Annotated in this window: 23 protein-coding genes; 14 read left to right on the top strand and 9 right to left on the bottom strand. The window is 41.3% G+C overall.

What is annotated here, in order from left to right:
- Positions 1-148: 148 nt before the first annotated feature.
- From I6758_RS02780 to I6758_RS02810, 7 genes are all read left to right on the top strand, one after another.
- Complete coding sequence (locus I6758_RS02780) at positions 149-964, top strand: undecaprenyl-diphosphate phosphatase (RefSeq protein ID WP_196603813.1); 816 nt, start codon at positions 149-151, stop codon at positions 962-964.
- A gap of 215 nt (positions 965-1,179) precedes the next feature.
- Complete coding sequence (locus I6758_RS02785) at positions 1,180-2,964, top strand: GGDEF domain-containing phosphodiesterase (RefSeq protein WP_196603675.1); 1,785 nt, start codon at positions 1,180-1,182, stop codon at positions 2,962-2,964.
- A 52-nt stretch (positions 2,965-3,016) separates the two neighbouring features.
- Positions 3,017-3,634 (top strand): aminoacyl-tRNA hydrolase, encoded by a 618-nt coding sequence (pth, locus tag I6758_RS02790; protein ID WP_196603676.1) that lies wholly within the window; start codon positions 3,017-3,019, stop codon positions 3,632-3,634.
- A complete protein-coding gene (locus I6758_RS02795) occupies positions 3,627-4,865 on the top strand; it encodes a radical SAM protein (RefSeq protein WP_196603677.1) in 1,239 nt (412 codons plus the stop codon). Before pth ends, I6758_RS02795 begins: the two co-directional genes overlap by 8 nt.
- A 132-nt stretch (positions 4,866-4,997) precedes the next feature.
- Entirely contained in the window at positions 4,998-5,879 is an 882-nt protein-coding gene (locus I6758_RS02800; RefSeq protein WP_196603678.1) for a CheR family methyltransferase, read from the top strand.
- 162 nt (positions 5,880-6,041) lie between these two features.
- Entirely contained in the window at positions 6,042-7,172 is a 1,131-nt protein-coding gene (locus I6758_RS02805; RefSeq protein ID WP_196603679.1) for an exonuclease SbcCD subunit D, read from the top strand.
- Entirely contained in the window at positions 7,172-9,916 is a 2,745-nt protein-coding gene (locus tag I6758_RS02810) for an AAA family ATPase (RefSeq protein WP_196603680.1), read from the top strand. The genes I6758_RS02805 and I6758_RS02810 overlap by 1 nt, the downstream gene beginning before the upstream one ends.
- A 52-nt stretch (positions 9,917-9,968) precedes the next feature.
- Here the strand turns inward: I6758_RS02810 and nrdG are convergent, their stop codons facing one another.
- The 5 genes from nrdG to I6758_RS02835 form a co-directional block, all read right to left on the bottom strand.
- Entirely contained in the window at positions 9,969-10,472 is a 504-nt protein-coding gene (gene nrdG / locus I6758_RS02815; RefSeq protein WP_196603681.1) for an anaerobic ribonucleoside-triphosphate reductase activating protein, read from the bottom strand.
- On the bottom strand, positions 10,459-10,743 hold the full coding sequence (nrdD, locus tag I6758_RS02820) for an anaerobic ribonucleoside-triphosphate reductase (RefSeq protein ID WP_196603682.1): 285 nt from the start codon (positions 10,741-10,743) through the stop codon (positions 10,459-10,461). The genes nrdG and nrdD overlap by 14 nt, the downstream gene beginning before the upstream one ends.
- Positions 10,744-10,778: 35 nt before the next feature.
- Positions 10,779-13,052 carry an anaerobic ribonucleoside triphosphate reductase gene (locus I6758_RS02825; RefSeq protein ID WP_196603683.1) on the bottom strand — a complete coding sequence of 758 codons (2,274 nt, stop codon included), beginning with the start codon at positions 13,050-13,052 and terminating at the stop codon, positions 10,779-10,781.
- A gap of 262 nt (positions 13,053-13,314) precedes the next feature.
- Positions 13,315-14,070: a glucosaminidase domain-containing protein gene (locus I6758_RS14855; RefSeq protein WP_231038470.1), complete on the bottom strand. Its 756-nt coding sequence runs from the start codon at positions 14,068-14,070 to the stop codon at positions 13,315-13,317.
- A gap of 19 nt (positions 14,071-14,089) precedes the next feature.
- Complete coding sequence (locus tag I6758_RS02835) at positions 14,090-15,394, bottom strand: NCS2 family permease (RefSeq protein ID WP_196603684.1); 1,305 nt, start codon at positions 15,392-15,394, stop codon at positions 14,090-14,092.
- Positions 15,395-15,680: 286 nt separating this feature from the next.
- Here I6758_RS02835 and I6758_RS02840 point away from each other — a divergent pair, with 286 nt between their 5' ends.
- Positions 15,681-16,322, top strand: a complete 642-nt coding sequence (locus I6758_RS02840) for a hypothetical protein (RefSeq protein ID WP_196603685.1) — start codon at positions 15,681-15,683, stop codon at positions 16,320-16,322.
- A 117-nt stretch (positions 16,323-16,439) separates the two neighbouring features.
- Here I6758_RS02840 and I6758_RS02845 read toward each other — a convergent pair whose 3' ends face one another.
- The 3 genes from I6758_RS02845 to I6758_RS02855 all read right to left on the bottom strand — a co-directional run bounded on the left by I6758_RS02845 (position 16,440) and on the right by I6758_RS02855 (position 18,455).
- The gene (locus I6758_RS02845) at positions 16,440-17,192 is read right to left on the bottom strand and encodes an amino acid ABC transporter ATP-binding protein (protein WP_196603815.1); all 753 of its coding nucleotides are present in this window, start codon (positions 17,190-17,192) and stop codon (positions 16,440-16,442) included.
- Positions 17,193-17,212: 20 nt separating this feature from the next.
- The gene (locus I6758_RS02850) at positions 17,213-17,857 is read right to left on the bottom strand and encodes an amino acid ABC transporter permease (RefSeq protein WP_196603686.1); all 645 of its coding nucleotides are present in this window, start codon (positions 17,855-17,857) and stop codon (positions 17,213-17,215) included.
- 73 nt (positions 17,858-17,930) lie between these two features.
- Positions 17,931-18,455 carry a hypothetical protein gene (locus I6758_RS02855; protein WP_196603687.1) on the bottom strand — a complete coding sequence of 175 codons (525 nt, stop codon included), beginning with the start codon at positions 18,453-18,455 and terminating at the stop codon, positions 17,931-17,933.
- A 124-nt stretch (positions 18,456-18,579) separates the two neighbouring features.
- Between I6758_RS02855 and I6758_RS02860 the strand changes: the two genes are divergently transcribed.
- Positions 18,580-19,368 carry an amino acid ABC transporter substrate-binding protein gene (locus I6758_RS02860; protein ID WP_196603816.1) on the top strand — a complete coding sequence of 263 codons (789 nt, stop codon included), beginning with the start codon at positions 18,580-18,582 and terminating at the stop codon, positions 19,366-19,368.
- A gap of 150 nt (positions 19,369-19,518) precedes the next feature.
- On the opposite strand, the gene I6758_RS02865 is transcribed toward I6758_RS02860, so the two are convergent.
- Positions 19,519-19,917, bottom strand: a complete 399-nt coding sequence (locus I6758_RS02865; protein ID WP_196603688.1) for a nitrous oxide-stimulated promoter family protein — start codon at positions 19,915-19,917, stop codon at positions 19,519-19,521.
- A gap of 140 nt (positions 19,918-20,057) precedes the next feature.
- Here I6758_RS02865 and I6758_RS02870 point away from each other — a divergent pair, with 140 nt between their 5' ends.
- The 5 genes from I6758_RS02870 to I6758_RS02890 all read left to right on the top strand — a co-directional run bounded on the left by I6758_RS02870 (position 20,058) and on the right by I6758_RS02890 (position 24,857).
- Entirely contained in the window at positions 20,058-20,216 is a 159-nt protein-coding gene (locus I6758_RS02870; RefSeq protein ID WP_196603689.1) for a hypothetical protein, read from the top strand.
- Positions 20,217-20,674: 458 nt separating this feature from the next.
- The gene (locus I6758_RS02875; protein ID WP_196603690.1) at positions 20,675-21,439 is read left to right on the top strand and encodes an SDR family NAD(P)-dependent oxidoreductase; all 765 of its coding nucleotides are present in this window, start codon (positions 20,675-20,677) and stop codon (positions 21,437-21,439) included.
- A gap of 184 nt (positions 21,440-21,623) precedes the next feature.
- Positions 21,624-22,895: a histidinol dehydrogenase gene (gene hisD / locus I6758_RS02880; RefSeq protein ID WP_196603691.1), complete on the top strand. Its 1,272-nt coding sequence runs from the start codon at positions 21,624-21,626 to the stop codon at positions 22,893-22,895.
- 278 nt (positions 22,896-23,173) lie between these two features.
- Complete coding sequence (locus I6758_RS02885) at positions 23,174-24,235, top strand: methionine ABC transporter ATP-binding protein (protein WP_196603817.1); 1,062 nt, start codon at positions 23,174-23,176, stop codon at positions 24,233-24,235.
- Entirely contained in the window at positions 24,204-24,857 is a 654-nt protein-coding gene (locus I6758_RS02890) for a methionine ABC transporter permease (RefSeq protein ID WP_196603692.1), read from the top strand. The genes I6758_RS02885 and I6758_RS02890 overlap by 32 nt, the downstream gene beginning before the upstream one ends.
- Positions 24,858-24,878: the final 21 nt, after the last annotated feature.

Consider the following 24,878-nt stretch of genomic DNA (forward strand, 5'->3'; position numbering starts at 1 on the left):
GCCCTTTTTGAAAAGTGCAGTAGGAAAAACATCCTGCGGCATTTGAACTGCAGTGATTATTATGCAAATTTCAGCAGATCGTCTGGAGAATAAAGCACTGCTCCATAGGCTTGAAATTTGTGAGGAGGAACGGAAAACTTTGGACTTTATGATAATAATGGAAGCAATTCTTTTAGGAGTTGTTGAGGGTCTTACCGAATGGCTGCCAATAAGCAGTACAGGTCATATGATTCTTGTCAATGAATTTATAAAAATGCCGGTAGATCCTAAGTTTATGGATATGTTTCTGGTGGTCATTCAGCTTGGAGCCATCATGGCAGTTGTTGTCCTTAATTTTAAAAAACTCAATCCGCTTGCCGCCAGTAAAACTGCAATTGAAAAAACGCAGACGATTTCTCTGTGGCTGAAAGTGATTTTTGCATGTATACCGGCAAGTGTCGTCGGACTGCTTTTTAATAATTATATGGAAGCGCATTTTATGAATTCTCATGTGGTGGCTTTTACACTTATTCTCTACGGAATCTTGTTCATAGCAGTGGAAAATTGCAATAAAAATAGACAGCCGCGTATAAATACTCTGGAAGAACTTGATTATAAGACCGCATTTATCATCGGTGTTTTTCAGGTGCTGGCACTGGTCCCCGGGACGTCACGATCAGGTGCCACTATACTGGGCGGGATTATTTTCGGTGCTTCACGTTATATAGCCGCTGAATTCACTTTTTTTCTGGCTATCCCTGTTATGTTTGGTGCCAGTCTATTAAAGATGGTAAAATTCGGACTGAACTATTCATTGGAAGAGGTTGTTATCTTACTTGTGGGAATGGCAGTTGCTTTCGTTGTTTCCATCGCCTCCATAAAATTTTTGCTGCGGTATATAAAGAAAAATGATTTTAAAGCTTTTGGCTGGTACCGAATCATTTTAGGAGTAATTGTTTTCGCATATTTTATTTTAATCGGCTGAAATATGTAGAGGTAAGAAGCACTTTCAACTGTTGAATGGAGATTTTTATTTTTTTTATCTGCCGGCAAATTATGCAGTCGATAGCTGTCCGTTTTGCCTAATGCTGCTTTTGCAGTACATCTGCGGCAGACGTTTGTCATAGATACTGCGCCTATAAATAAAAACTTGGGCATGAATGCGTTGCAAAGAGCTTTTAAAAGGAAGGAGTATAGGAAATGCCAGACGAGGAAACAGATCTTTGTTCGCAAATAAAAGCACTCAAAGAACAATTAGAATATCATAAGAAACAATTAGAATATCACAAAGAAAATGATGTATTGACGCAGATCTATAACAAGAGTACTTTTTACAGAAAAACGGCAGAGCTGCTGCAAAAAAGAGTTAACTATATAATAATTTGTATAGATATAGAAAAATTCAGCTTTATTAATGCCTTATATGGCAATAAAATCGGTGATGAAATCCTGCATTATTTAGCAGGACATTTGAAAAACAGTTTAGAAGGTGAGGCTGTTATCGGCCGTATAAGCGGTGATATATTTGCTGTATGTTTGGAAGAAAGACAACAAAAAATATTTTTGGAAAATATTTTTGCGATTTTTGCTGAAGCACCCTTGCCGATGAAACTTGTTCCGGCCATCGGTATTTGTCCTGCCGAGAAAAATACAGCGGTCAGCTTTCTGTGCGATTGGGCTATTTTCGCTTTACGTTCAATAAAACGGAATTACTTTCAGCATGTGGCTGTTTTCAATGACAGTGTAAGAGGGAAAATGCTTGAGGAGCAGGAATTGCTGGGGATTGCAGAGCAGGCTCTCAGTGACGGTGAATTCAAACTGTATTTTCAGCCTAAATGCAATATGAACAATGGAAAAATCGCAGGAGCGGAGGTACTTGTCCGCTGGTGGCATCCTAAAAAGGGAATGATTATGCCGGGGGTGTTTATTCCGCTGTTTGAAAAAAACGGTTTTATAGAAAAACTTGATACCCACATATGGGAAAAAACAGTGCAATGGCTGAAAACACGTATAGCTTCAGGCGAAAATGTAGTACCTATATCTGTTAATATTTCACGCACAGATATAACTAATATGGATGTCTATTTGGTATTGACAGGATTGGTGGAAAAGTATGCGGTAAATCCGCAGCTATTGGAGTTGGAGATCACAGAAAGTGCTTATATCGATAAATCTGAGGAGATAATAAATTTATCGGCTAAGCTCATGGATTATGGATTTATAGTATTGATAGATGATTTTGGCAGCGGATATTCATCTTTGAATATATTAAAGGATATAAAAGCGAATATATTAAAACTTGATATGCGCTTTTTGGAAACAGAAAATAAAAAAGGCAAGGACATTATCCAGTCAGTGGTCTATATGGGGCGCTGGCTTAATATGATCATCATAACGGAAGGCGTCGAAAAGCAGGAACAGGTGGATTTTCTGCGTAAGATCGGCTGTACTTATGCACAGGGATTTTTTTACCATCGGCCTATGGAACAAAGCGCTTTTGAAGAGCTTATAGGCAATCCGAAAAGCATTGATTATGCTATAAATAATTATTTGTCTGATGATAATTATATGCCAATAGATATAAGCGCACTGATACAAGAAAACGTTCTTGGCAGTCAGCTGCTGGAAAAAATAATGGGAGCATTAGCCATTTATTCTTACAAAGATGATAAATTGCATCTTCAACAGACGAATGAAGAATATGGGCGCATAATACAGGATAAAGGTCTGGGGAAGAATGCTGAAACTGATATAATCCATTTTTTGGATAAAAGAACACAGGAAAAAATAAAGCAGAATATGAAAAAGGTTTTATTGGAAAATGTGCCGGTAGATATGATAGCCGCTTTGGAAAAAAGGGATAAAAGCAGATATTGGTTTAAAATAAGGCTGTTTACGGTCGCGGAACTTTACAGGCGCAGTTTTTTCTATATGTCTATTTTTGATGTGACTGAATCAATGGGGAAATTTTTTGACAACGATTAAATTATATGATTTGGCAGCGGCTGAGAAACCGTCATGCAGGAGGAGTAATACGGTGAAAATAATAGCCGGGCTTGGTAATCCGGGCAAAGAATATGAAAAAACGAAACACAATGTAGGGTTTATGTTTATAGATGCGTTAGCCAAAAAATTATCGGCAGGCGTTTGGCAGGAAAGATTCAATGGCAGTCTGGCAACAGCGATGATCGGAGCGGAAAAAGTGCTTTTGCTGAAACCGATGACTTATATGAATCTGAGCGGAAATGCAGTTGCACCGGCACTCAACTGGTATAAAATATCTCCGGCAGATCTTATTGTCGTTCACGATGATATGGATTTGCCTGCGGGGATGATCAGAATAAGGGTAAAAGGAAGCTCCGGCGGCCATAACGGAATAAAATCGATAATATCGTGTATAAAAAGCAGTGAATTTATTCATGTCCGGATAGGTATAGGGCGCCCTTTGCCGAATTGGAAAGTGAATGATCATGTTCTTTCAAAATTTTCAGACGAAGATCAAAATGCTGTGGAAAAGGCCTTTGATACACTGATTCCTGCTGTTGAATGTATAATTACGGAGTCTGTTGATAAGGCAATGAACAAATATAATCCGCGCAAGGAAAAGAAAAAAACTGTAAGGAATGCTTTGAGTGAGGCAAAATGTGATGAGTAAAACGAAAATAACACTTCTGTACGCTGACGAGGAAGGTGAAATTTTCGATGCACCGGGTGTAAGTGCCGCAGGCAGGAGCGGTAATCAAAATATACCGCTCAGAAGGGAAGATCTGATACCTCTGCCGGAAAGTGCCGACCTGATGTATCTGCCGGATCGGATGCCGGTGGGAGAAAAAGACGGTGAACTTCTCCCCGTATCAGGGCAGGCAGTGGCAGCACTTCTGCCGGCGGGTTATACAAGAATTTATATGCCTGCTTTCCAGAAAACTGAGGCTGCGCAGACACTTCCCCTATATGGTTATACAGCGGTGGCATTGTATAAGGATGAAATGTACGCGGCCGCAATTTATACTGATGAAAATAGTAAATGGGATCCCGCACGTTATAATACGGATAATCTGCCGGAATTGATAAATAAAGTCAAGCGTGATGTTCCCGGCAATCGTTTGGTGGAGCATTTGGCAAATTGTTCACTGCAATGGCATTGCTGTACGGCACAGAATCTTTTTTACGGAAGATGGGAAGCCGGTATACCGGTGTCGCCTGTCTGCAATGCGGACTGTCTGGGCTGCATATCACTGCAGGCGGCAGAATGCTGTCCGTCACCGCAAAGCCGTATTGATTTTAGTCCGTCGCCTGATGAAATTGCACAAATAGGAAGCTATCATCTTTCCAGAGCAGCTGATGCCATAGTAAGTTTCGGACAAGGCTGTGAGGGTGAGCCGTCATTGGCAGCGGATAATATAGTTCCTGCCCTGAAAATGATAAGAGCACGCACGGATAAAGGCCAGATAAATATAAATACTAACGCCGGTTTTACAGACGGCATTGCCAGACTTGCGGATGCGGGACTTAACAGTATGCGTGTCAGCATAATAAGTGCCGTATCGGAAAATTATAAAGCTTATTATCGCTGTAATTATGAATTGGAAGATGTTATTGACTCTATCAGGTATGCAAAGAAAAAAAATGTATATGTATCGCTTAACATGCTTTATTTTCCGGGCTTTAATGACAGTAAGACCGAGGCTGCCGCATGGCGCAAATTTTTGCGCAGTGTTTCTGTTGATATGATTCAGGTGCGAAATTTAAATATAGACCCGGATTTATTTGCGCAAATAATGCCTGAATTTTCCCCAGCCTTGGGAACAAAAATGTTTTTTGGCGGACTGAAAGGCGAATTCTCTGCTGTGTCCATTGGCAGCTTCAGCCATTATCAGAATAAATAGGCGCTATTGGTGTAACGATTCAGCTGTCCTTTAAAAAAATTCCTCAAAATAGGAGCATCATTCTATCCTTCACAGATGTTTTATGATAAAATTACATTAGTTTTATAATGTATAGTGTGAGGATGAAAACGCATGGATGCGAAAAAGAGGGAACAGGCACTGCAGATCGATGAAACATGGGGCGTGCCGATATATACTTTAAAAAATAATCTAGAAGGAGGGATCAGTCAAGTGGATGAACGTGATTGGATCGCTTTTAAACAAAAGCTGAAAAGCAAGACCGGAATTGATCTTGATTTATATAAAGAAGCACAGATGAAACGCCGCATCAATAATCTCGTTACGCGTAAAGGCTATTCTACTTTTTCATCGTATTTTGATTTTGCTGTCAAAGACAAGGATGAGTTTGCTTCTTTTATAGAATACCTTACGATAAACGTATCTGAATTTTTTCGCACACCGGAAAAATTTTCTGAATTGGAATCTGTTATTATCCCTGAGCTGCTGCAAAAAAACACGAAACTTAATATATGGAGCGCGGGGTGTTCTATAGGTGCAGAACCATATTCTATCGCAATGATCCTGGATGAAAAAACACCGGGGGCGCGTCATCGGATTTTGGCCTCTGATTTGGATGTAGATATTCTTGCTAAAGCTAAAGACGGAGTATATTCGGATAATGAACTGAAAGCTATTTCGCTCGGACGCAAGCAAAAATATTTCACAAAAACGGATGATGGCAGATATGCTGTCAGTCCGACGATAAAGGCAAAGATTGAATTTCGGCGGCATAATCTTTTGAAGGATTCTTTTGAAACAGGTTTTGATCTTATTTTGTGCCGCAATGTTGTTATTTACTTTACAGAGGAAGCTAAAGACAAACTTTATAAAGAATTCTTCAAGGCATTGAAACCGGGAGGGATTTTATTCGTCGGCGGAACAGAAGCTGTACTGAATTACCGTGATATGGGATATGAAAATCACAGGCCGTTTTTTTATAGAAGGCCATTGTAACCATTGTAAGAACAGGCTTATCTTACCTTCCTCAGATTGACCGATATTTCCTAAGTTTATGTTATAATAAGATCAGGAGACAGATTGCCTGGTGAAAAAAGGGTTCTTATTTAGGCCGGGAATTGCGGCTTAGATAAGAGCTTTCTTTATGTGGAGGTTTTTATGAAATTTGCCCATTTAGCTGATTTGCATATAGGGAAAAGAATAAATAATTTTTCTATGCTTGAAGATCAAAAATACATATTGACACAAGTGGTAAATATTTTGCAGAAGGAGAAGCCAGAGGCTGTTTTTATTGCCGGTGACATTTATGATACACCACTGCCTCCCGTTGAGGCAGTGCGTCTTTTGGATAAATTTCTTACTGAACTTGCAGAGTTGAAAATGAAGGTATTTATTATAAGCGGCAACCATGATTCGGCAGAGCGGTTGTCCTTCGGTACAGGACTCCTGAATAAAAGCGGTGTATATATATCTCCGGTATTTACAGGAATATTTTCACCAATAAAAATTCAAGATGAATATGGATCAGTCAATATATATATGCTGCCATTTTTGAAACCTGTATATGCAAAAAAAGCATGGCCGGAAGAAGACATAAGGACATATGATGATGCTGTCAGGACAGCTGTGGAGAAAATGCGCATTGACCGGGAGGCGCGCAATATAATAATTGCACATCAATTTGTTACGGGGGCACAGACGAGCGATTCAGAGGAAATAAGCATAGGCGGTCTGGATAATATTTCGGCAGAAATATTTTACCCGTTTGATTATGCCGCTCTTGGACATATTCACAGACCTCAGCAGATCGGGCGTGCATTTGTACGTTATGCAGGAACACCTTTAAAATATTCCTTTTCTGAATGCGGGCACAAAAAAACTCTTGCAATTGTGAATATAAAAGAAAAAGGTAAGGTGGATATCAGTGCAAGAAATTTGCAGCCTTTACATGATATGCGCAGGATACGGGGAAATTATGCAGATTTGGTTTTAAGGGAAAATTATGAAGGCACAGATACAGAGGATTATTTAGCAGTTACTCTGACAGACGAAAATGAAATACCGGACGCGATAGGTAAATTACGTACAATTTATCCGAATATAATGAAAATAGATTATGATAATAAAAGAACGCAGACAAATAATATCATCACGGCAAATACAGAAAAAAGCAAACTGCCTATTGATATGCTCAGTGAGTTCTATGCCTTGCAAAATAATAAACCATTCAGTAAAAAACAGCGGAATTTTGCCGAGAAATTGATAGAACAAATATGGGAGGAACACTGATGCTGCCGAAAAAACTTGTTATGTCAGCCTTTGGACCTTATGCGGGTGAAGTGGATATAGATTTTAGTAAATTAGGTAAAAAAGGGATTTATCTTATAAGCGGTGACACAGGTGCGGGGAAAACTACTATCTTTGATGCTCTGGTTTATGCGCTGTACGGAGAGGCCAGCGGTCCTGTACGGGAGACGAATATGTTTCGCAGTAAATATGCTTCGACCGATACGCAAACTTATGTAGAACTTATATTTTGTTATGGAAATCGCGACTACAGACTGCGGCGCAATCCGGAATATGAGCGTCCGGCCAAAAGAGGCAGTAAAATAGTTGTGGAAAAACCTGCGGCGGAACTGTTCCTTCCAGACGGGGAAATAGTAAGCGGTGTCAAAGAAGTGACGCAGGCTGTGGCAGAGCTGATAGGCCTCGACAGAGCACAATTCACTCAGATAGCTATGATCGCCCAGGGCGATTTTTTGCGGCTTTTACTTTCACCGACAAAAGAACGCAGTGATATTTTCCGCAAGATATTCAATACAGGATTATATCGTTTTCTTCAGGAAAAATTAAAAAAGGAAGCGGAAGAAACAGCAAAAAAGCTGGAAAGTATAAAAAGAGATATAGAACACGATAAAAAAAATATCCAGCTGGCAGAAAATGCAGTTTTGGAGGATTCACCGTTACTGTCTGAGCTTATCAGTAAAATTAGTGAATACACGAATAAAGATAGAAAAACTGCAGAACAGATAAGTAAAAAAATAGCAGATAACGAGGAAAAACTAGCTCAGAATAATTCCCAGCTGGGTTATGCTGCCTCTATGGAAAAGATAAAACAGGAAATGGCCTTGTGCAAGACGGAGATAGAAAAAAATATTCCTTTTGCACAACAGCTGGAAAAAAATTATAAAGAAGCAAAAGAAAGATATGATAAGGAATATGCGGCGGCAATAGAGGTTATAGCCGGTATAAAGGATAATATGGGCACATACGATGAGTATGATGCCGTTTTAGTACAGGAAAAAGAATATGTTTCTCAGCTGACAGTGATGGCACAGAAAGAAGAGGCAGAATGCAGGCAGCTGAAAATTCTCAGTAAGCAGATAGAAGAAGGGAAAAAACAGCAGAGCCTTTTACAGGAGGCGATGTTGAAAAAAGAACAATGCAGGCACAGAGAAGGAATACTGCAAAAACAGTTGGAAGATCTGCAGGAACTTTTGGTAAATACGGCAGATTATAATGCACTGCTCAATAGATATAAAAAAGCATGTGAAGCATATAAGGCTGAACAGGGCAGCCAAAAAGTTATTCATGCGGAATGTGACAAGATGGAAAAAGCATATTTGGATGAACAGGCAGGAATAATAGCCTCAGCTCTGCAAGACGGCAGACCATGCCCTGTATGCGGATCTGTGCAGCATCCGCAGCCGGCAGTTTTGGTGGAAAATGCACCTGACAAGGAACAACTGGATATCATTAAAAAAAAGAGACAGATGGCGGATAAAAAAGTGTCTGAGCTCAGTATGCGGGCAGGTGATCTGAAGGGACAGCTAAGTGCGCTCGACGGACAGATAATTAAAAAAGCAGAACAGCTTCTTGGCTGCCGGGAACGCGGCAGGATAAAAGAACAGGCGGCAGAATCACAAAAGAATGCAGACAGAGAAAGAACAGTTATCAGGCAGGAAATGGATAAGCTGCAAAAAGAAGTATTATTAAAAGAAAAACTGGACAGAGAGCTGCCGCTGCTGTCTGGAAAATATGATGATATCGGTGAAAAAGCAAAAGAATATCAGCAGAAAAAAGCTGTTTTGACAGCTAATATAGAAAATATCGGGGAAAAAAAGACAGAAAAGGCTAAACTGCTCACTTACAAAGATAAGACCGAAGCAGTAAAAATGCTGGAAAACAAAGAAATGCATGCAGTCTTATTAGAAAAGCAAATGAATGAGGCTCAGAAAAAATTTGCGGAAAAAGAGAACTTTTTAAGCAGTGAAAAAGCTAAATTTACAGTTTTGCGCGGGCAGCTTGAAAAAAGCAGCACGCTCGATCTGGAAAAATTGAAGAGTATGCGCGCAAGTCTCACGCAAGCCAAAAAAGAATTGACAGAAAATCAGCAGCTGATACATATACGGATGGCAGCAAATGAAAAGGCACTGAAAGATATTATTGAACAAAAGGACAGTTATGAGGAGCTGACCGAACAGTATATCTGGCAGCTTGATTTAGCTCAGACTGTTGTCGGTATGCAAAGCGGAAAGAGTAAAATAACGCTGGAAACGTATATACAGATGCAGTATTTTGACAGAATAATAGAAAGAGCAAATACCAGATTTATGGTCATGAGCGCGGGACAGTATGAATTGATAAGAAAAACGGCAGCTCAGGATATGCGCAGTCAGAGCGGACTGGAATTGGATGTCATAGATCATTATAATGGCAGCCGGCGCAGTATAAAGACACTGTCAGGAGGAGAGGCGTTTAAGGCATCGCTGTCTTTGGCTTTGGGGTTATCCGATGAGATTCAATCATCGGCGGGAGGCATACAGCTGGATACTATGTTTGTCGATGAAGGTTTTGGTTCATTGGATGAAGAATCTTTGGAACATGCAGTCAGTGTGCTTAATACTCTCGCACAAGGCAATAAACTGATCGGGATAATATCTCATGTCGGTGAATTGAAGCAGCGCATCGACAAGCAGATCAAAGTAAGTAAAATGCCATACGGGGGCAGCCGGGCGGAAGTGATAAATTAAAACAAACAGGAAGCCCGTCAGATATTTTTCTGACGGGCTTCCTGTTTGTTTTTCAGGTAAAATTTTTTAAAATAATAGTTCCTTTTTTTCTGGTTTCGTTCATATCGATGATACGTTGATTGCTGCTGCCGCGAAAGGATAAAGTCAGATCCCGCTTCTCAAGCAAGAATGGACCGTCTATAAGAATATCGGTAAGGTAAAGCAATCGGGTGATGTCCTTGTTATGCATAGCTGTGAGCTGCTCCAGCGTGTAGCCTGTATAGGTAGTGATATTAAGAGGCACCGCATGGATTTTTTCCGCAAGAAGGGCAAGCTCGCCGGCCTGAAGAAAAGGTTCGCCGCCGCTGAAAGTCACACCTGATAACAGAGGATTCTTGCAGATCTGCGTGAGCAGCGCATCGGGATCAGCATATTTCCCGCCGCTGGGATCGTGTGTATGCGGATTATGGCAGCCGGGACACTTGTGCGGGCATCCCTGTGTGAAAATAGTGAAACGGTAGCCTTCACCGTCAACTACAGAATCATCAACAGTGCCGGCAATCTTAATTAAGCCCATGTTTTACGCGGTCATGCTCTTCTGCACGTTTCGCATTGTTGAAACGGTCGGTAGTGCCGACAAGATAGCCGGTAATACGGCGGATTCGTTCAAATTTTGCAGGCCGCAGCTTATAATCAAGTGCGACATTGCCGTTGCCGTCATCTGCTATAGAAAGATACTTCAATCTTTTAGAAGATTGATTTTCTATACGGTCGATATAACTTACGATTTCTTCCTCAGATATACCGGCTAAGCCGTTTAAGTTGATTTCAATGCCTTTTAGTAACATGATCAGCACATCCTTTTTATTTAATATTTTTCAAATCAGCACAGACATTCCGTACGGGGAATGACTATATGATGCATATGTTCTTCCTCTGTACGGCCGCACTTGGGGCATACATTATCTATTATACCCGTGTAGCCGCAGATAGGATCACGGTCAACGGGATGATTGACAGAACCATATCCTATGCCGCTGTCATGCATGCAGCGGATAATTGTTTCAAATGCTTTTAAATTTTTAAGTGGGTCGCCGTCCATCTCAACATAGCTTATATGTCCGCCGTTAGTCAAGCTGTGATATGGTCCTTCCAATTGAATTTTCTTATAGGCACTGATCGGATAATAAACCGGTATGTGGAAAGAATTGGTATAATAATCGCGATCAGTCACGCCGGGAATTTTTCCATAACGCTTGGCGTCTATTTTGACAAAGCGACCGCTCAGACCTTCAGCAGGAGTAGCAATAAGTGAAAAATTCAGATGAGTATGCTCCGATTCTTCATCCATCCGCTTACGCATATGACCAATTATTTCCAGCCCCAGCTTTTGCGATCTGGCGCTCTCGCCGTGATGCAGCCCTGTCAGAGCCTTCAAAGCTTCGGCAAGACCAATGAAACCGATAGTCAATGTGCCGTGCTTTAATATATCGCCAATCTTGTCTTCAGCGGATATTTTTTCTGAATCAAGCCATATGTGTTCGCCGATGAGGAATGGATAATTGCGGCCGAATTTTGCCGATTGGATTTTAAAGCGGTGCAGCAGCTGTCTGATAACGAGATCGATCATAGCATCAAGATCATTATAAAACTTGCTGATATCACCGTGTGCTTCAATACCCAGACGAGGCAAATTGATACTTGTAAAGCTTAGGTTTCCCCGCCCGCAGGTGGTTTCATGAGCGGGATCATACGCGTTTGCCATCACGCGTGTGCGGCATCCCATGTAGGCAACTTCCGTATTGTAATCGCCTTTTTTATAATATTTTTTGTTGAAGGGAGCATCAAGAAAGCTGAAATTAGGAAAAAGTCTTTTGGCCGAAGTCTTTATTGCCAATTGAAAAAGATCATAATTGGGATCGGTATTGTTGTAATTTATACCTTCTTTTACCTTGAAGATCTGCACGGGAAAAATTGGTGTTTCGTTATTGCCCAAGCCGGCCGCAGTTGCCAGCAATAAATTCTTTACCGCCATGCGTCCTTCGGGTGAGGTATCCGTTCCGTAGTTTACAGAACTAAAGGGTACCTGAGCACCGGCACGGGAATTCATTGTGTTCAGATTATGAACAAAGGCTTCCATTGCCTGATATGTGGCCGCATCAGTTTCGGCAGTGGCAGTTTTTACGGCATAGGCGTGTGCCGCATTGATAACAGAAAGCGGAATAGGTTCAAATAAAGCTTCCTGCTGGTAATCATCAAAAAATCTGATAAGAGTATTACCGAAAGAATCAGCGGCAGCCATTGAGATTGAAGGAGAAACAGCCTTTTCTATTTTATTGACCAGCAGACGCGAGTCAGCGGCAGACTTATCGAGAGTTATGCTGAAGTATTGTGCAAGGGCCTTAAAATATTGTTTGACAAAGGTTTTTGCCACGCCGGGCGCCATGGAGTAATCGAAGTTGGGAACAGCCTGTCCGCCGTGCATTTCGTTCTGATTGGCTTGTATGGCTATACAGGCCAGCGCAGCGTAAGAGCGAATATCATTGGGTTCGCGCAATGCCCCATGCCCCGTGGAAAAACCGTTATGAAATAATTTCAGCAGATCGATCTGACAGCAGGTTTCTGTCAGCATGTAAAAATCCATATCATGTATATGAATATCACCATCAATATGAGCTGCTGCTATATCCTTGGGAAGAATATAATTATCAATAAAATATTTGGATCCTTCCGATCCGTATTTCAGCATTGTGCCCATAGCTGTATCGGCATCTATATTGGCGTTTTCACGTTTTAGATCGGCATCCTTTGCCTGCTTGAAAGTAAGTTCGCCGTAAATATCCATCAGATTAACTTTTGCTTCACGTATTTTGGTGTGCTCAGCACGGTACAATATATATGCTTTTGCCGTACTGGCAAGATTGTCTGCTATAAGTACGCGCTCAACAGCATCTTGTATTTGTTCAACGGTCGGAACGGGAAAAACCGCTGTATCTTCTATAACTTTTTGTGCAAGCCGCTGCAGTTTTTCTGGTGTGAAAGTATCATCAACTGATTCCAGATTCGCTTTTTTGATAGCAATTACGATCTTTTGTGCGTTAAAATCGGCGATACTGCCGGTACGTTTTTTTATTGAGCTTATGGTTGTAGTAGTCATCTTTTACTCCCATTCATTTTATTTGACGGTTTATGAGACGGATGGCCCATCTTCCTGTCGATAAAAGTATTGCTGACTATATGAGATTTTACTATATATAGATGTGGATGTCAATTTAAGCACAATATATTGAAAAAATATTGACGGGGAAAAAAATACTATAACTGCGTTACGGGGATATATTATAGCACAAAAATGCCGCCAATCATATTTTTATGTTGGCAGCATTCTTGTGCTTTGGCATTTGATTGATGACAGGCAATCAGGAATTCAATATGGCATTATATACATTGAGGATGTGCTGTCCGTATGTATCACCGGGAACAGCCCAGCGACCGTTGAGATCCTGCCAGGAAGTCAGGGTCTGCTGCTGGTAAATTGATCTTACCAGTGAATATCGTGGATCGATGATAGGGGCCTGAGGAGGCATGAGAGAGGCATAAGCCAGCAAGTGCTGTATATGTGCTCTGACACCCATCTGGGATGTTGAAAAGTAAGCGCCCTTGACAATAGTGCTGGTGGTTCCCAGTCCGCCGTAATTATTCTGATCAGGAGTAACAGTACCTCCATAGCGGAAAAAACCGGTTTCGACAAGAGCCTGGGCAAAAGCCACATCGGGACGGACACCTTCTTTACTGCCCTCCTGATAATAGTAGGATACAAGTTCCTGAGGAGAAACAGAGATTTCCGGCTTAGGATTTATACGCAGAAGATAGCTGACGCATTGTTCCGGAGTGGCCATTGCTCTGCCAAGGATGGTTTCTGAATTGGCGGAGCGGGTGACAGACGGAACAGGAATGACGCTATCCTTTTTTTTGTAATCCGCCAATATTTGTTGGATCTTTCCGGAGAAAATTTGTCCGTGAGCCTGAACAGAATCAACTTTTACAGTGGTATTCAATTTGCTGTTGTGCTGAGGAACAAGCTGGCCGGCAAAACAGCTGCCTGCCGGAATAATGGAAAATGATGCTGCAGCCAAAAAACATATGAACAGCTTTTTCTTTTTTAAAATAGACAAAGAAAACCTCCTTTTGGATTCAATGATTCATCATGATAAACTGTATTATAAATAATACCATAAAAACATACAGTAAAGGATGCACATCACGTATTTTGCCGCGGAAGATTTTTATGAGAGGGTAAAGAATAAGCCCTGCTCCCACACCATTAGTTATACTATAGGATAAAGGCATCCAGAAAAGTACAAAAAAAGCAGGCAGAGATTCTTCAATATTGTTCCAGTCGACCTGATTGAGACTGCCCATCATTAAGAAGCCGACAACTATAAGAGCGGGAGAGGTTATAGCCGGAACGGCTGCCAGGACTTGGGCAATAGGCGCGAGAAAAAGCATGAAGAAAAACAATACAGCAACGACCACAGAGGTAAAGCCTGTTCGGCCGCCTGCTGCCACACCTGCACCGGATTCTATGTAAGCCGAGGTAGGTGATGTGCCCAGAAGAGAACCGAAAGTACTGGCAAAAGCATCAGCAAGAAGTGCGCTTCTGACATTTGGGAAACGATCATTTTTAATTAATCCAGCCTGTTCGGCAATGCCGATCATGGTGCCGGTCGTATCAAATAAGGTAACAAGAAAAAATGTGAAAATTATTGCGAATAGATTAGGTGTGAAAGCACCGGCGATATCAAGCTGCATAAATGTACTTTCAAATCCTGTAGGCAGGCTGAAAATAGAAGCAGGCATATTTACATAGCCCAGAAGAAAAGAAATTATTGCCGTTATCAGCATACCCAGAAAAATTGCGGCCGGGACATTATTCACAAGCAGAATGATCGTGACTATAAGCCCGAGAATAGTCATATAGGCAACAGGTTCGGCGAAATTGCCAAGTGTTATTATTGTTGCGGGTGACGGAGCTACAAGATGGGCGTTCTGCATGCCGATAAAAGCTATGAAGAGACCTATGCCACCGCTTATACCGGCCTTTAGTGAGCGTGGGATAGCCGCTATGAGGGCTTGTCTGAAGCTGGTGAGAGAAAGCAGCAGAAAAATGATTGAAGATATAAAAACACTTCCCAGGGCCGACTGCCATGGAATACCCATACCGAGTACGATAACGAAAGCAAAGTAGGCATTGAGGCCAAGACCAGGCGCAATAGCTATCGGATAATTGGCGACGAGCCCCATTATCAGAGTGCCAATCATAGCTGCTAAGATAGTTGCTATGAACACACCGTTGAAATCCATACCGGCTTTGCTCAGAACGCTAGGGTTTACTATGACTATATAAGACATTGTCACAAAAGTAGTAATACCGGCGATGATTTCAGTGTTCAAAGTAGTATTACGTTCGCTGAATTTGAATTTGTCATTCAAAGACATTAAAAATCAACCTCCTAAAAATAATAGATATAAGCATACAACTGTATCTTAACTTCCTAATTGTACTAAAATAGCAATAATTAGGCAAGGCGAAATAATGCCGGCAAAATAGCAAATGATCATCTTTATCCGATGACTAATCCGCTCTAATACTCCCTGGATAATTTCGACTACTATTCAGGCGGCATAAAAACACCGTCTGAATTAAGTCTCCATTAATCTTTGTCCCTGAATAGATAGTATGATATAATATCAGCATATCAATCACAGGAGGTCGATAGGAAAGGTGCATAAAATAATTGTTTTTTTGGCAGCGGTCGTTTTTCTGCTGACAGCAAATTTGCCGGCAGCAGCAGCGCAGGATGTGCCAAGCGATATTTACCAGTGGGTACAGGCATCACCGAGGATAAGCTACTATTTTAACAAGGCGGAAATGAAATATGCGGTCGGCAGCGATGGCATGGCAGACACCAATGTTTTGGAGGTACCTGTTCTGCAGCAGTTTGACTGGATAGAAATACAGGATGTAACGGAAAAAAGACGCTGGAACAATGAAGATGTGACTGGTTTCAGCAATCTTTGGGGATTTGCCGGGATAGTGCACATTGATCTTAAAGCACGCACCGCGGTGTATGTGCAGGAAGAATATTTGAATACATGGTGGAGTTCCATAGCTGTTTTCACATCAAATAATGTCGATAATATTGATAAAATGTCAGAAAAAAATCTGGACAGGATCTTTTATGACAATATAATAAGTTATGCAGCAGCTCATAAGATAGAATTAATGCAAAGACAGCATGATCAGTTGAAGCCTGATGATCTTAAGGCCGCTGGGCTGACGGAAAAACAGACACCGGCAGCCGATAAAAAAACAGAAAAGCAAAAAGTAAAAGAAATAATGGACAGATACCAAACAGATAAATAGAATGCTATGTAAAAACAGCTCCGTTGTAAAAAAACAGCGGAGCTGTTTTTTTTACAGGCACATAAGAAATTTCGGATATCAACATGTTGCCTGTAAATCTGCATAAGGCAGGGCATATTATTTCAGCATATTTTTCAAAAAAGATTTTGTTCGTTCTTCCTGCGGATTACTGAAAAAATCATGAGGTTTTGCTTTTTCTATTATATTTCCATCTGCCATAAAAATAACATTGCTGGCGGCATCACGGGCAAATCCCATTTCGTGTGTCACTACTATCATTGTCATTTGTTCCTCGGCAAGCTGCCGCATGGTGTTTAAAACACCGACGGTCAGTTCAGGATCAAGTGCGGATGTCGGTTCATCAAAAAGCATAATATCAGGGGACATACATAATGCTCTGGCAATGGCAACACGCTGCTGCTGTCCGCCTGACAAGCGGCTGGGATAGGCATCCCTCTTGTCAAAAAGCCCCGTTTTGCGCAAAAGTTCTTCAGCAACGGGAAGAATTTCATTCTTTTTCATGTTTTTAACATGCAAGGGAGCTTCCAAAAGATTTTCCAGAACTGTCATATGCGGAAAAAGATTGAACTGCTGGAAAACCATGCACATTTGTCCGAGAATGTGCTTTTGAGTTTTTTTGTCGGCATATTCGGCTTTTCCGTCACTGTTTTTTGCCAGATATTCGCCCTTTATTTTTATACTGCCGCCGTCAATGGTCTCCAATGTATTCAGGCAGCGAAGAAGTGTTGATTTGCCGGAGCCTGAAGGTCCGATAACAGCAAGCACTTCACTTTTTTTTACTTCCAGGCTTATTCCTTTTAGGACAGGTATATTATTGAAGCTTTTATATATATCGCTCATTTGAATCATAATTGTACTATTTTCCACGCCTATACCTCGTATTTTCCGTAATGTGCTTCAAGTCGTTTGAATATCCAGGTCAAAACAAAAGTCATAGCCAAGTAGAAAACAGCAGCAACGACAAACGGAGTCATATCAAATTCACGTTGAACTATAGTTCTGGCTACACGCAGTAAATCGTTCATTGCCAGAATATAGATCAGGGAAGTATCTTTTACCAGGTTGATGGTTTCATTGCTTATAGGCGGCAGAACGCGTCTTATCACCTGCGGCAGTATTATACGGCGCATTGTCTGAGTATAGCTCATGCCGAGTGTTTTTGCCGCCTCGTATTGCCCGCGGTTTATCGACTGGATGCCCGCTCGGAAAATTTCGGCAAAATATGCTGCGTAATTCAGTGTAAATGCCAATAAAGCAGCTGTAATATCAGATAATTTTATGCCGGCCATCGGCAGGGCAAAATAAACAAATAATAATTGAAGCATCAAAGGCGTACCGCGCATTATCCAGATATATAATTCCATGAACCAGCTGACTGGTTTCAGTCGCGAAAGCCTTGCCAGCGACACCAGCATGCCTATAGGAATGGATAAGACGAGTGTGATAAAAAATATCTGCAGCGTAGTTTCCGTACCCTCCAGCATTAAAGCGATCGTGTTGAGAATATTGTGCATAAATTTACTCCTGAAAGACTAGATTTTATGAGACTGCATAAATAAATGATGAATGAAAGCTGGGGTGCTGCGTTCAATAATGATTCTGAGCGATAACATTCTTCAATTCCTTTATTTCTCCCGGTGTCAGCTGATAGTTGATTTTTTTGTCAGCAGAGACTATGCTGATATTCTGCGCAATTTTTAAACTGTCAATTAGCGCATCAGATAAAATAAATTCAACTCTGGATGCAGTATGAACAATAGGGAAATTGGTTATATTGCGTGAAAAATATTTTGCCTTTGGGAAAAATGTCTGATCATCAACGATGAAACTTACGGATGAATCAACCGTGAAAAGATTCTGCCAGCCGCTGTTATATGCTGCGAATGAATAAAAGATCGGCGATCCGTCCATAGGAAAAAACTTCTGTATATATAAGGAAACAGCGGGATCACCGGGATGGATATAGCTGCCGGCTGCATAGGCTTCATGCAATTGATCATAATTTTGAACAAACTGCGCTTTGGCGGTAAGCGGACTTGTGGACAAGAATATCATAAAGACTATTGTAAATAAATAATTTTTTATATTTTCTCTTTCCTTTCGTAGTTTCACTTTGTAATTTTTTATTGCAATAAAGTAAAACGTAAATTATAATATAATTATTACGCGTAAAGCTTTATAAATCAAGTATTTTATACATTTTATTTTAGGGGGCCTTTTAGTGAAAAAATTTATAATGGTATGCTTGTCTGCTCTGACAGCGGCAGTTTTTTTGACCGGCTGCGGCGGAGAACAGCAGCCGTCTGCATCCTCATCCTCCGGCAGTGACAAAGGAGGAAAAATCGTCGTTGGACTTGATGATAATTATCCGCCCATGGGATTTAGGGATGAAAATAATGAAATAACGGGTTTTGATGTTGATTTGGCGAAAGAAGCCGCGGTACGATTAAAAAGAGACGTTGAATTTAAACCTATAGACTGGTCCAGTAAGGAAGCCGAACTCAAAAGCGGAAGAGTTGATGTGCTTTGGAACGGTTTGGATATAACGGAAGACCGTAAAAAGAATATGCTGTTCAGTAATCCATATATGGATAATAAACAAATAATATTTGTGGTAAAGGATTCACCAATAAAAGCACTGGATGATTTGAAGGGAAAAACTGTGGGAACACAGAGTGGCTCTACCGGAGAAGAAAATATTAACAAAGATCAGACTTTAAAAGATTCTTTTAAGGAAGTAAAAGCATATCCCGATTACATAGCTGCTTTTATGGACCTGGAAAACGGCAGAATAGATGCCATCGTTGGTGATGAAATAACCGGCAGATATTATATGAGTAAGCATCCCGATAAATTTGAAGCACGTGATTTGGCAGTCGGTGATGTGACAAGCTTTGGCATAGGTTTTGCCAAAGATAATACAGCATTGCGTGACGAAGTACAAAAGGTAATGGATGAAATGAAAGCAGATGGCACAATGGCAAAAATTTCTCAAAAATGGTTCGGCAAAGATATAACAAAATAATAAACAGCTTTTTGTTCTCCGTTTAAAAATAAAAGATTTGTATATAATAAAAGCTGCCTGACATAGTGGGCATATATATCATAGAAAAACCGCAGTACCGGCAATTTTATTGCTGATACTGCGGTTTTTTCCAGTTGAGAAACAACAATGCTATTTCTTTTGACCCTGCTTTTGCTTCATGTAAGCAAAGCCCCATTCTTTAAGCTTCTGTTTGATAAACATCATGGGATGACGGAAAAACATGCCTTTTCGTGATCCCTTCATGATTTTACGAAACTCGACCGTCTGCTTTTGCCCAAAACATGGGGTCTCACATATATGACAGAGAGGTTTGGTTATACCGTAAGGACACCGCTGGATTTTCGTCATAGCGGTCATCAGCAGAGCATTGCATTTTGGGCACAGTGCCTTGCCGCTTGTGCTGTGATGTCCGTGGCAATATACCCCGAAAGCCTTTCTGATAGTCTTTTTTTCTTCCGGCACAGTGTTTTTTATAGGAGCCGGTTGTTTGGCAGCGCGCTTATTGAAAAAGCGAGAAAAAATTCCCATTATATTCCCGTCCTTATTTAAAAAATGATTGCAGTGAACCTTGTTTATTTTACGTTGTATTATCTTTAAAGTCAATGCTTCTCAAAATAATACACAGCTATTTTCTTTCTTTAGATAATTTATATTAGGATGTTCTGCTTTTGTATAATATCAGTTTTATGTGCGGTGAACTTGATATTCATAAGATCTTTAATGCAATGAAGCGGAAAGAACGTCTTTGTGTAGAAATAATCTGTGTAAAGGATATGAATGTTAATGAATTGCAAGTTGCAGATTCAGCCAGCTGCAAAAAATTATAAAGTGCGTTTATATAGCCGATTTCATACAAATTTTAAATAAACTATGATAGGATATAAAAACATATATAAGTTTATGTGAAAAGAACAAAAATAAATATTTTTAACGGAAAAATGTATAGTTGACAGTTTGGGACAGAGGCATTATAATAAGCACATAAACAGCAACGGCGCCTATCCTTTTATCAACATAAGGATATGCGCTGTTTTTTATTTTTTGATAAATGAAATTATCATTAAACAGTAGAAATTATTTATTTAAATTATAAAATGCATTGCCTTAATTAAAGTAAATGAACTGCTGGGAGTGAGTCAAAACATTTATTTTCCAAGACAAGAAAGTTTGATCTGACCACATAGATTTGACTACTGCCGCATGGTCGGCATGGGCTTAAGGCTCCTGATACGAACAGTTTTATATCGGCGGATTTTTATAAAGGAAAATAACGGAGGTATACATAATGGCGGCAGCTTTATTCGATATCTCCGGCAAAATAGCTGTTGTTACAGGTGCAGGCAGAGGTCTGGGAAGGGGTTATGTCAAAGAACTGGCTCAGGCCGGAGCTGTTGTTATCTGCATAGGACGACATGAGGAAAGTCTCAGGACCGCAGTTCAGGAGATGACGGCTGAGGGAAATACGGCAGCATATTTTGCGGGTGATGTTACGGATGTTAATTTTATTGAAGAAGTCATGTCAAAAATATATTCGGTATATGGTGCGATCGATATCCTGGTGAATAATGCAGGAACGGAGATAGCAAAGCCGATCGAAATGGTTGCAGAAAGTGATTTTGACAAGATCGTTTCGGTAAATATCAAGGGTACATATATGATGGCTAAAGAAGCTGTAAAATATATGCGCCGCAGCAAATCAGGAAAAATAATAAATATCGCGTCACTGGGCAGCTTTATCGGACTTGCCGAGTCAACGGTCTACTGTGCTTCCAAAGGAGCCGTCGTACAGTTTACAAAGGCATTGGCGCTGGAAACAGCAAAAGACGGGATCAGCGTAAATGCAATAGCACCTGGATATTTTTTGACGGAAATGACAGAAGAATTTTTTAAGGACAGGGAACACAGTGCATGGATATGCGAACGTATTCCTATGGGGCGCATAGGTACTTATAAAGATATTGCGGGTACATTGATATTTTTGGCGAGTAAGGCCAGTGATTATATAACAGGGCAGACCGTAGTCGTTGACGGCGGCTGGCTGGCAGGGTAAGGAGGCAGCGGATGAAGGCAGTACGATTTTACGGTATAGGTGATGTGCGATGCGATGACGTCCGGTTGCAGGTGTTACGCATGAATTTCCCATGGATAAATGTAAAGCAGCTTTTGCGCTTTTGATACAGCATGAAGAACTGGCGGCAAAGATAATTTTAAAACCATAGAAAAGAGATTGGAAAATGGAAATATTAAAACAGGCAGAACAAAAGACTTATGAACGCACTGCAGAACTTATAGAAAGTGTGGGAGCCATAATAAAAAATGTCCGGCAGAACGGTGATGAAGCTTTAAAAGAGCTCAGCCGCAAATTTGATGGGATAGAGCTTGATGCTATACGCATAGAGCCGCAGCAGATAAAAGCAGCATATGATATGGTAAGCCCCGAAACAGTGGAATATCTCAAGTTTGCCGCAAAGCAGATCAAATTTTATGCTGAAAAACAAATGGACTGCTTAAGGGAACTGGAAATATCCAGCAAGGTCGAAGGTGTGACATTAGGACACAGGCTGGTACCGGTAAAAGCCTGCGGAGCTTATGTGCCGGGGGGACGTTATCCGCTGCCCAGTACAGCGCTGATGTTATCGATACCGGCAAAAATAGCCGGAGTTGAAAGGATCGCTGCTGCAAGTCCGGCATCAAAAAAATATGGGACTATTCATCCGGCTGTGCTCGTAGCTATGGACATAGGCGGTGTCGATGAAATTTACTGTGTCGGTGGAGCTCAGGCGGTAGCGGCACTGACCTACGGCACTCAGACAATACCGCCGGTGGATATGATTGTCGGGCCGGGCAATCGTTTTGTTACCGAGGCAAAACGGCAGGTGCTCGGGGAAGTGGGAATCGATAGTCTGGCCGGGCCCAGTGAGGTGCTGGTGATAGCCGATGGTTCCACCAATCCTGACTATACGGCCATAGATCTTTTGGCACAAAGCGAGCATGATCCCAATGCCAAGGCAATTTTAATAACTACGGACAGAGGCTATGCCAAAAGGGTGGAAGAAAAAATAGCCGGATTTGTGGAAGAGCTGCCTACAGGGCAGACTGCTTATAAATCATGGCAGGATAACGGAACTGTTATTCTGGCTGAAGACGAAACAGAAATGATCGCTCTGGCTGATGAAATGGCACCGGAACATCTTGAGATTCATACGAAGGACAGCGTTAAACTCAGCAAAAAGCTTAGAAATTATGGTTCGCTGTTTATCGGGGAATATACTCCTGTAGCCTTTGGCGATTACTGTTCGGGAACAAATCATACTTTGCCGACAATGCGTACTGCCCGATATTCCAACGGCGTTTATGTCGGAACTTTTATAAAAACTTCATTTTATCAGCATATAACAAAAGAAGGCTGTAAAAATCTGTCGGCTGCCTGTATGCATCTGGCTGAAACGGAAGGCCTTATGGCTCACCGGAAGTCTGTCGGCATACGAGTAAAGCAGGAGGACTGAATAATGGGAAAGCTTTTTACAATTCATAAAGAAACTGAATTCGCATCATACATGGGAATAAATAATAAGTTTCGGAACGAACGATTAAATCATAAGCCAGTCACAACCGTCTAGCATTCGATAGGCGGTTTTTTGCTGTCGTCAAATGAAAATTTTAAGCAGCCGTGATATCCCTGAATGGTGATAGAACATACGTCCTGCATTGACAGAGAGACTTTTTTATGATAAACAATGTATATTATAAGAATATTTATTTTGAGAAAGGAAAGTGTAAACAAATGATAAAGCTTTCCCATATAAAGAAAGTGTATGATACACCGTCAGGATCACTGCAGGCATTGAAAGATATCAGTCTTACTGTAGAGGATGGTGACATTTATGGTATTATTGGGCTTTCGGGAGCGGGAAAATCAACTCTGGTTCGCTGTATCAATATGCTGGAGAGACCGACAGAGGGAACTGTGGAGATAGACGGGCAGGATCTGACCAAAATGAATGAGGCACAGCTTCGCTCAGTGCGTAAGAATATCGGTATGATATTCCAGCAGTTCAATCTGCTTTCCTCAGCCACAGTATATGAAAATGTTGCTTTTCCTCTGAAACTTTCGGGTATGGCAAAAAAAGATATTGAAAAAAAAGTAATGCCTTTGCTGAAATTGGTAGGATTGGAGCAAAAAGCCAGACAGTATCCTTCGCAGCTTTCCGGAGGGCAGAAGCAGCGCGTAGGAATAGCCCGGGCACTGGCAAGCGATCCGTCTATCCTTTTGTGCGATGAGGCAACATCGGCGCTTGACCCTCAGACCACGCAGTCTATACTCAGACTGATCAAAAAGATAAATGAAGAGCTGGGAATAACCGTTGTGATAATTACTCATGAAATGCAGGTCATAAAAGATATCTGTACTAAAGTGGCAGTGATCGATCATGGCGTGATAGCTGAAAAGGGTTCTGTAATAGAAGTATTTATGAATCCTCAGCAGGCAATAACTCATGAATTCATAAGCGTTCTGCTCAGTGATGAATTACCGAGTGCCTTCAGACAGCAGCCTGTTTCAGCCGAACCCGTTGAGGACGGATATCTTCTGCTGCGTCTGACTTTTCTTGGTGAGTCGGCGGATGAGCCCGTGATCATGCAGCTTATAAAAAATGCGCCAAATGTGGATGTGAGCATACTGTTCGGCGATTTGGACCAAATACAAACGGTACCTTACGGACGTATGATAATAGGTCTGAAGGGAGATGCGCAGAAAGTGAAGGAAGCAGAGAAATGGCTGGGAGAACAAGACGTAAAAGTAGGGGTGATAGGCTATGTCAAGCGACATGACGCTGCTGTTGATTAAGTCATTGGGACAAACATTGTATATGGTATCTATATCAATGATTATCGCGGCTGTTATCGGCATACCTCTGGGGATTTTGCTGGTTACTACGGCGAAGGGACAGATTTTGGAGTGTGTTGCCTTTAACCGTATCATAGCGGGGCTTGTCAATGCTGTACGCTCCATACCGTTTATAATTCTGATGGTGGCCATCATACCTTTCACCCGCAGTATAGTGGGCACTTCAATAGGTACGACGGCGGCTATGGTCCCGCTTACACTGGCAGCTATTCCGTTTATCGGCAGACAGGTGGAAAACTCTATAAAGGAAGTTCCGTACGGGCTGATAGAAGCGGCGCTGTCTCTCGGAGCGACACCTTTGCAGATAATAAAGCATGTTCTTTTGCCGGAGGCCTTGTCCAGCATCATTTCACAGCTGACAACAGTTGTCATCGGGCTTATCGGTGCTTCTGCCATGGCGGGGACCATCGGCGGCGGCGGTGTGGGAGATCTGGCCATACGCTACGGATATCAGCGCTTTCGTCCTGACATCATGCTTATTACTGTTATAATACTGGTTGTCGTGGTGCAGCTCGTGCAATTCATCGGCAACTATATAGCGGCAAGATTAAATAAAAAATAACATTGCAGATCAATGTATAAT

This window comes from Pectinatus haikarae (genome assembly GCF_015732185.1).
In the GTDB taxonomy this organism is placed as follows: Bacteria; Bacillota; Negativicutes; order Selenomonadales; family Selenomonadaceae; genus Pectinatus; species Pectinatus haikarae.

Coding starts and splice junctions, on each gene's coding strand:
- I6758_RS02845 (WP_196603815.1), bottom strand. CDS start 17,192: ATGATTCAAATGAGCGATATATATAAAAGCTTCAATAATATACCTGTC.
- I6758_RS02860 (WP_196603816.1), top strand. CDS start 18,580: ATGGTATGCTTGTCTGCTCTGACAGCGGCAGTTTTTTTGACCGGCTGC.
- I6758_RS02885 (WP_196603817.1), top strand. CDS start 23,174: ATGATAAAGCTTTCCCATATAAAGAAAGTGTATGATACACCGTCAGGA.
- I6758_RS02865 (WP_196603688.1), bottom strand. CDS start 19,917: ATGGGAATTTTTTCTCGCTTTTTCAATAAGCGCGCTGCCAAACAACCG.
- nrdG (WP_196603681.1), bottom strand. CDS start 10,472: ATGGGCTTAATTAAGATTGCCGGCACTGTTGATGATTCTGTAGTTGAC.
- I6758_RS02875 (WP_196603690.1), top strand. CDS start 20,675: ATGGCGGCAGCTTTATTCGATATCTCCGGCAAAATAGCTGTTGTTACA.
- I6758_RS02810 (WP_196603680.1), top strand. CDS start 7,172: ATGCTGCCGAAAAAACTTGTTATGTCAGCCTTTGGACCTTATGCGGGT.
- I6758_RS02890 (WP_196603692.1), top strand. CDS start 24,204: ATGTCAAGCGACATGACGCTGCTGTTGATTAAGTCATTGGGACAAACA.
- I6758_RS02780 (WP_196603813.1), top strand. CDS start 149: ATGATAATAATGGAAGCAATTCTTTTAGGAGTTGTTGAGGGTCTTACC.
- I6758_RS02835 (WP_196603684.1), bottom strand. CDS start 15,394: ATGTCTTTGAATGACAAATTCAAATTCAGCGAACGTAATACTACTTTG.
- I6758_RS02795 (WP_196603677.1), top strand. CDS start 3,627: ATGAGTAAAACGAAAATAACACTTCTGTACGCTGACGAGGAAGGTGAA.
- I6758_RS02785 (WP_196603675.1), top strand. CDS start 1,180: ATGCCAGACGAGGAAACAGATCTTTGTTCGCAAATAAAAGCACTCAAA.
- hisD (WP_196603691.1), top strand. CDS start 21,624: ATGGAAATATTAAAACAGGCAGAACAAAAGACTTATGAACGCACTGCA.
- I6758_RS02850 (WP_196603686.1), bottom strand. CDS start 17,857: ATGCACAATATTCTCAACACGATCGCTTTAATGCTGGAGGGTACGGAA.
- I6758_RS02805 (WP_196603679.1), top strand. CDS start 6,042: ATGAAATTTGCCCATTTAGCTGATTTGCATATAGGGAAAAGAATAAAT.
- I6758_RS02825 (WP_196603683.1), bottom strand. CDS start 13,052: ATGACTACTACAACCATAAGCTCAATAAAAAAACGTACCGGCAGTATC.
- nrdD (WP_196603682.1), bottom strand. CDS start 10,743: ATGTTACTAAAAGGCATTGAAATCAACTTAAACGGCTTAGCCGGTATA.
- I6758_RS02800 (WP_196603678.1), top strand. CDS start 4,998: ATGGATGCGAAAAAGAGGGAACAGGCACTGCAGATCGATGAAACATGG.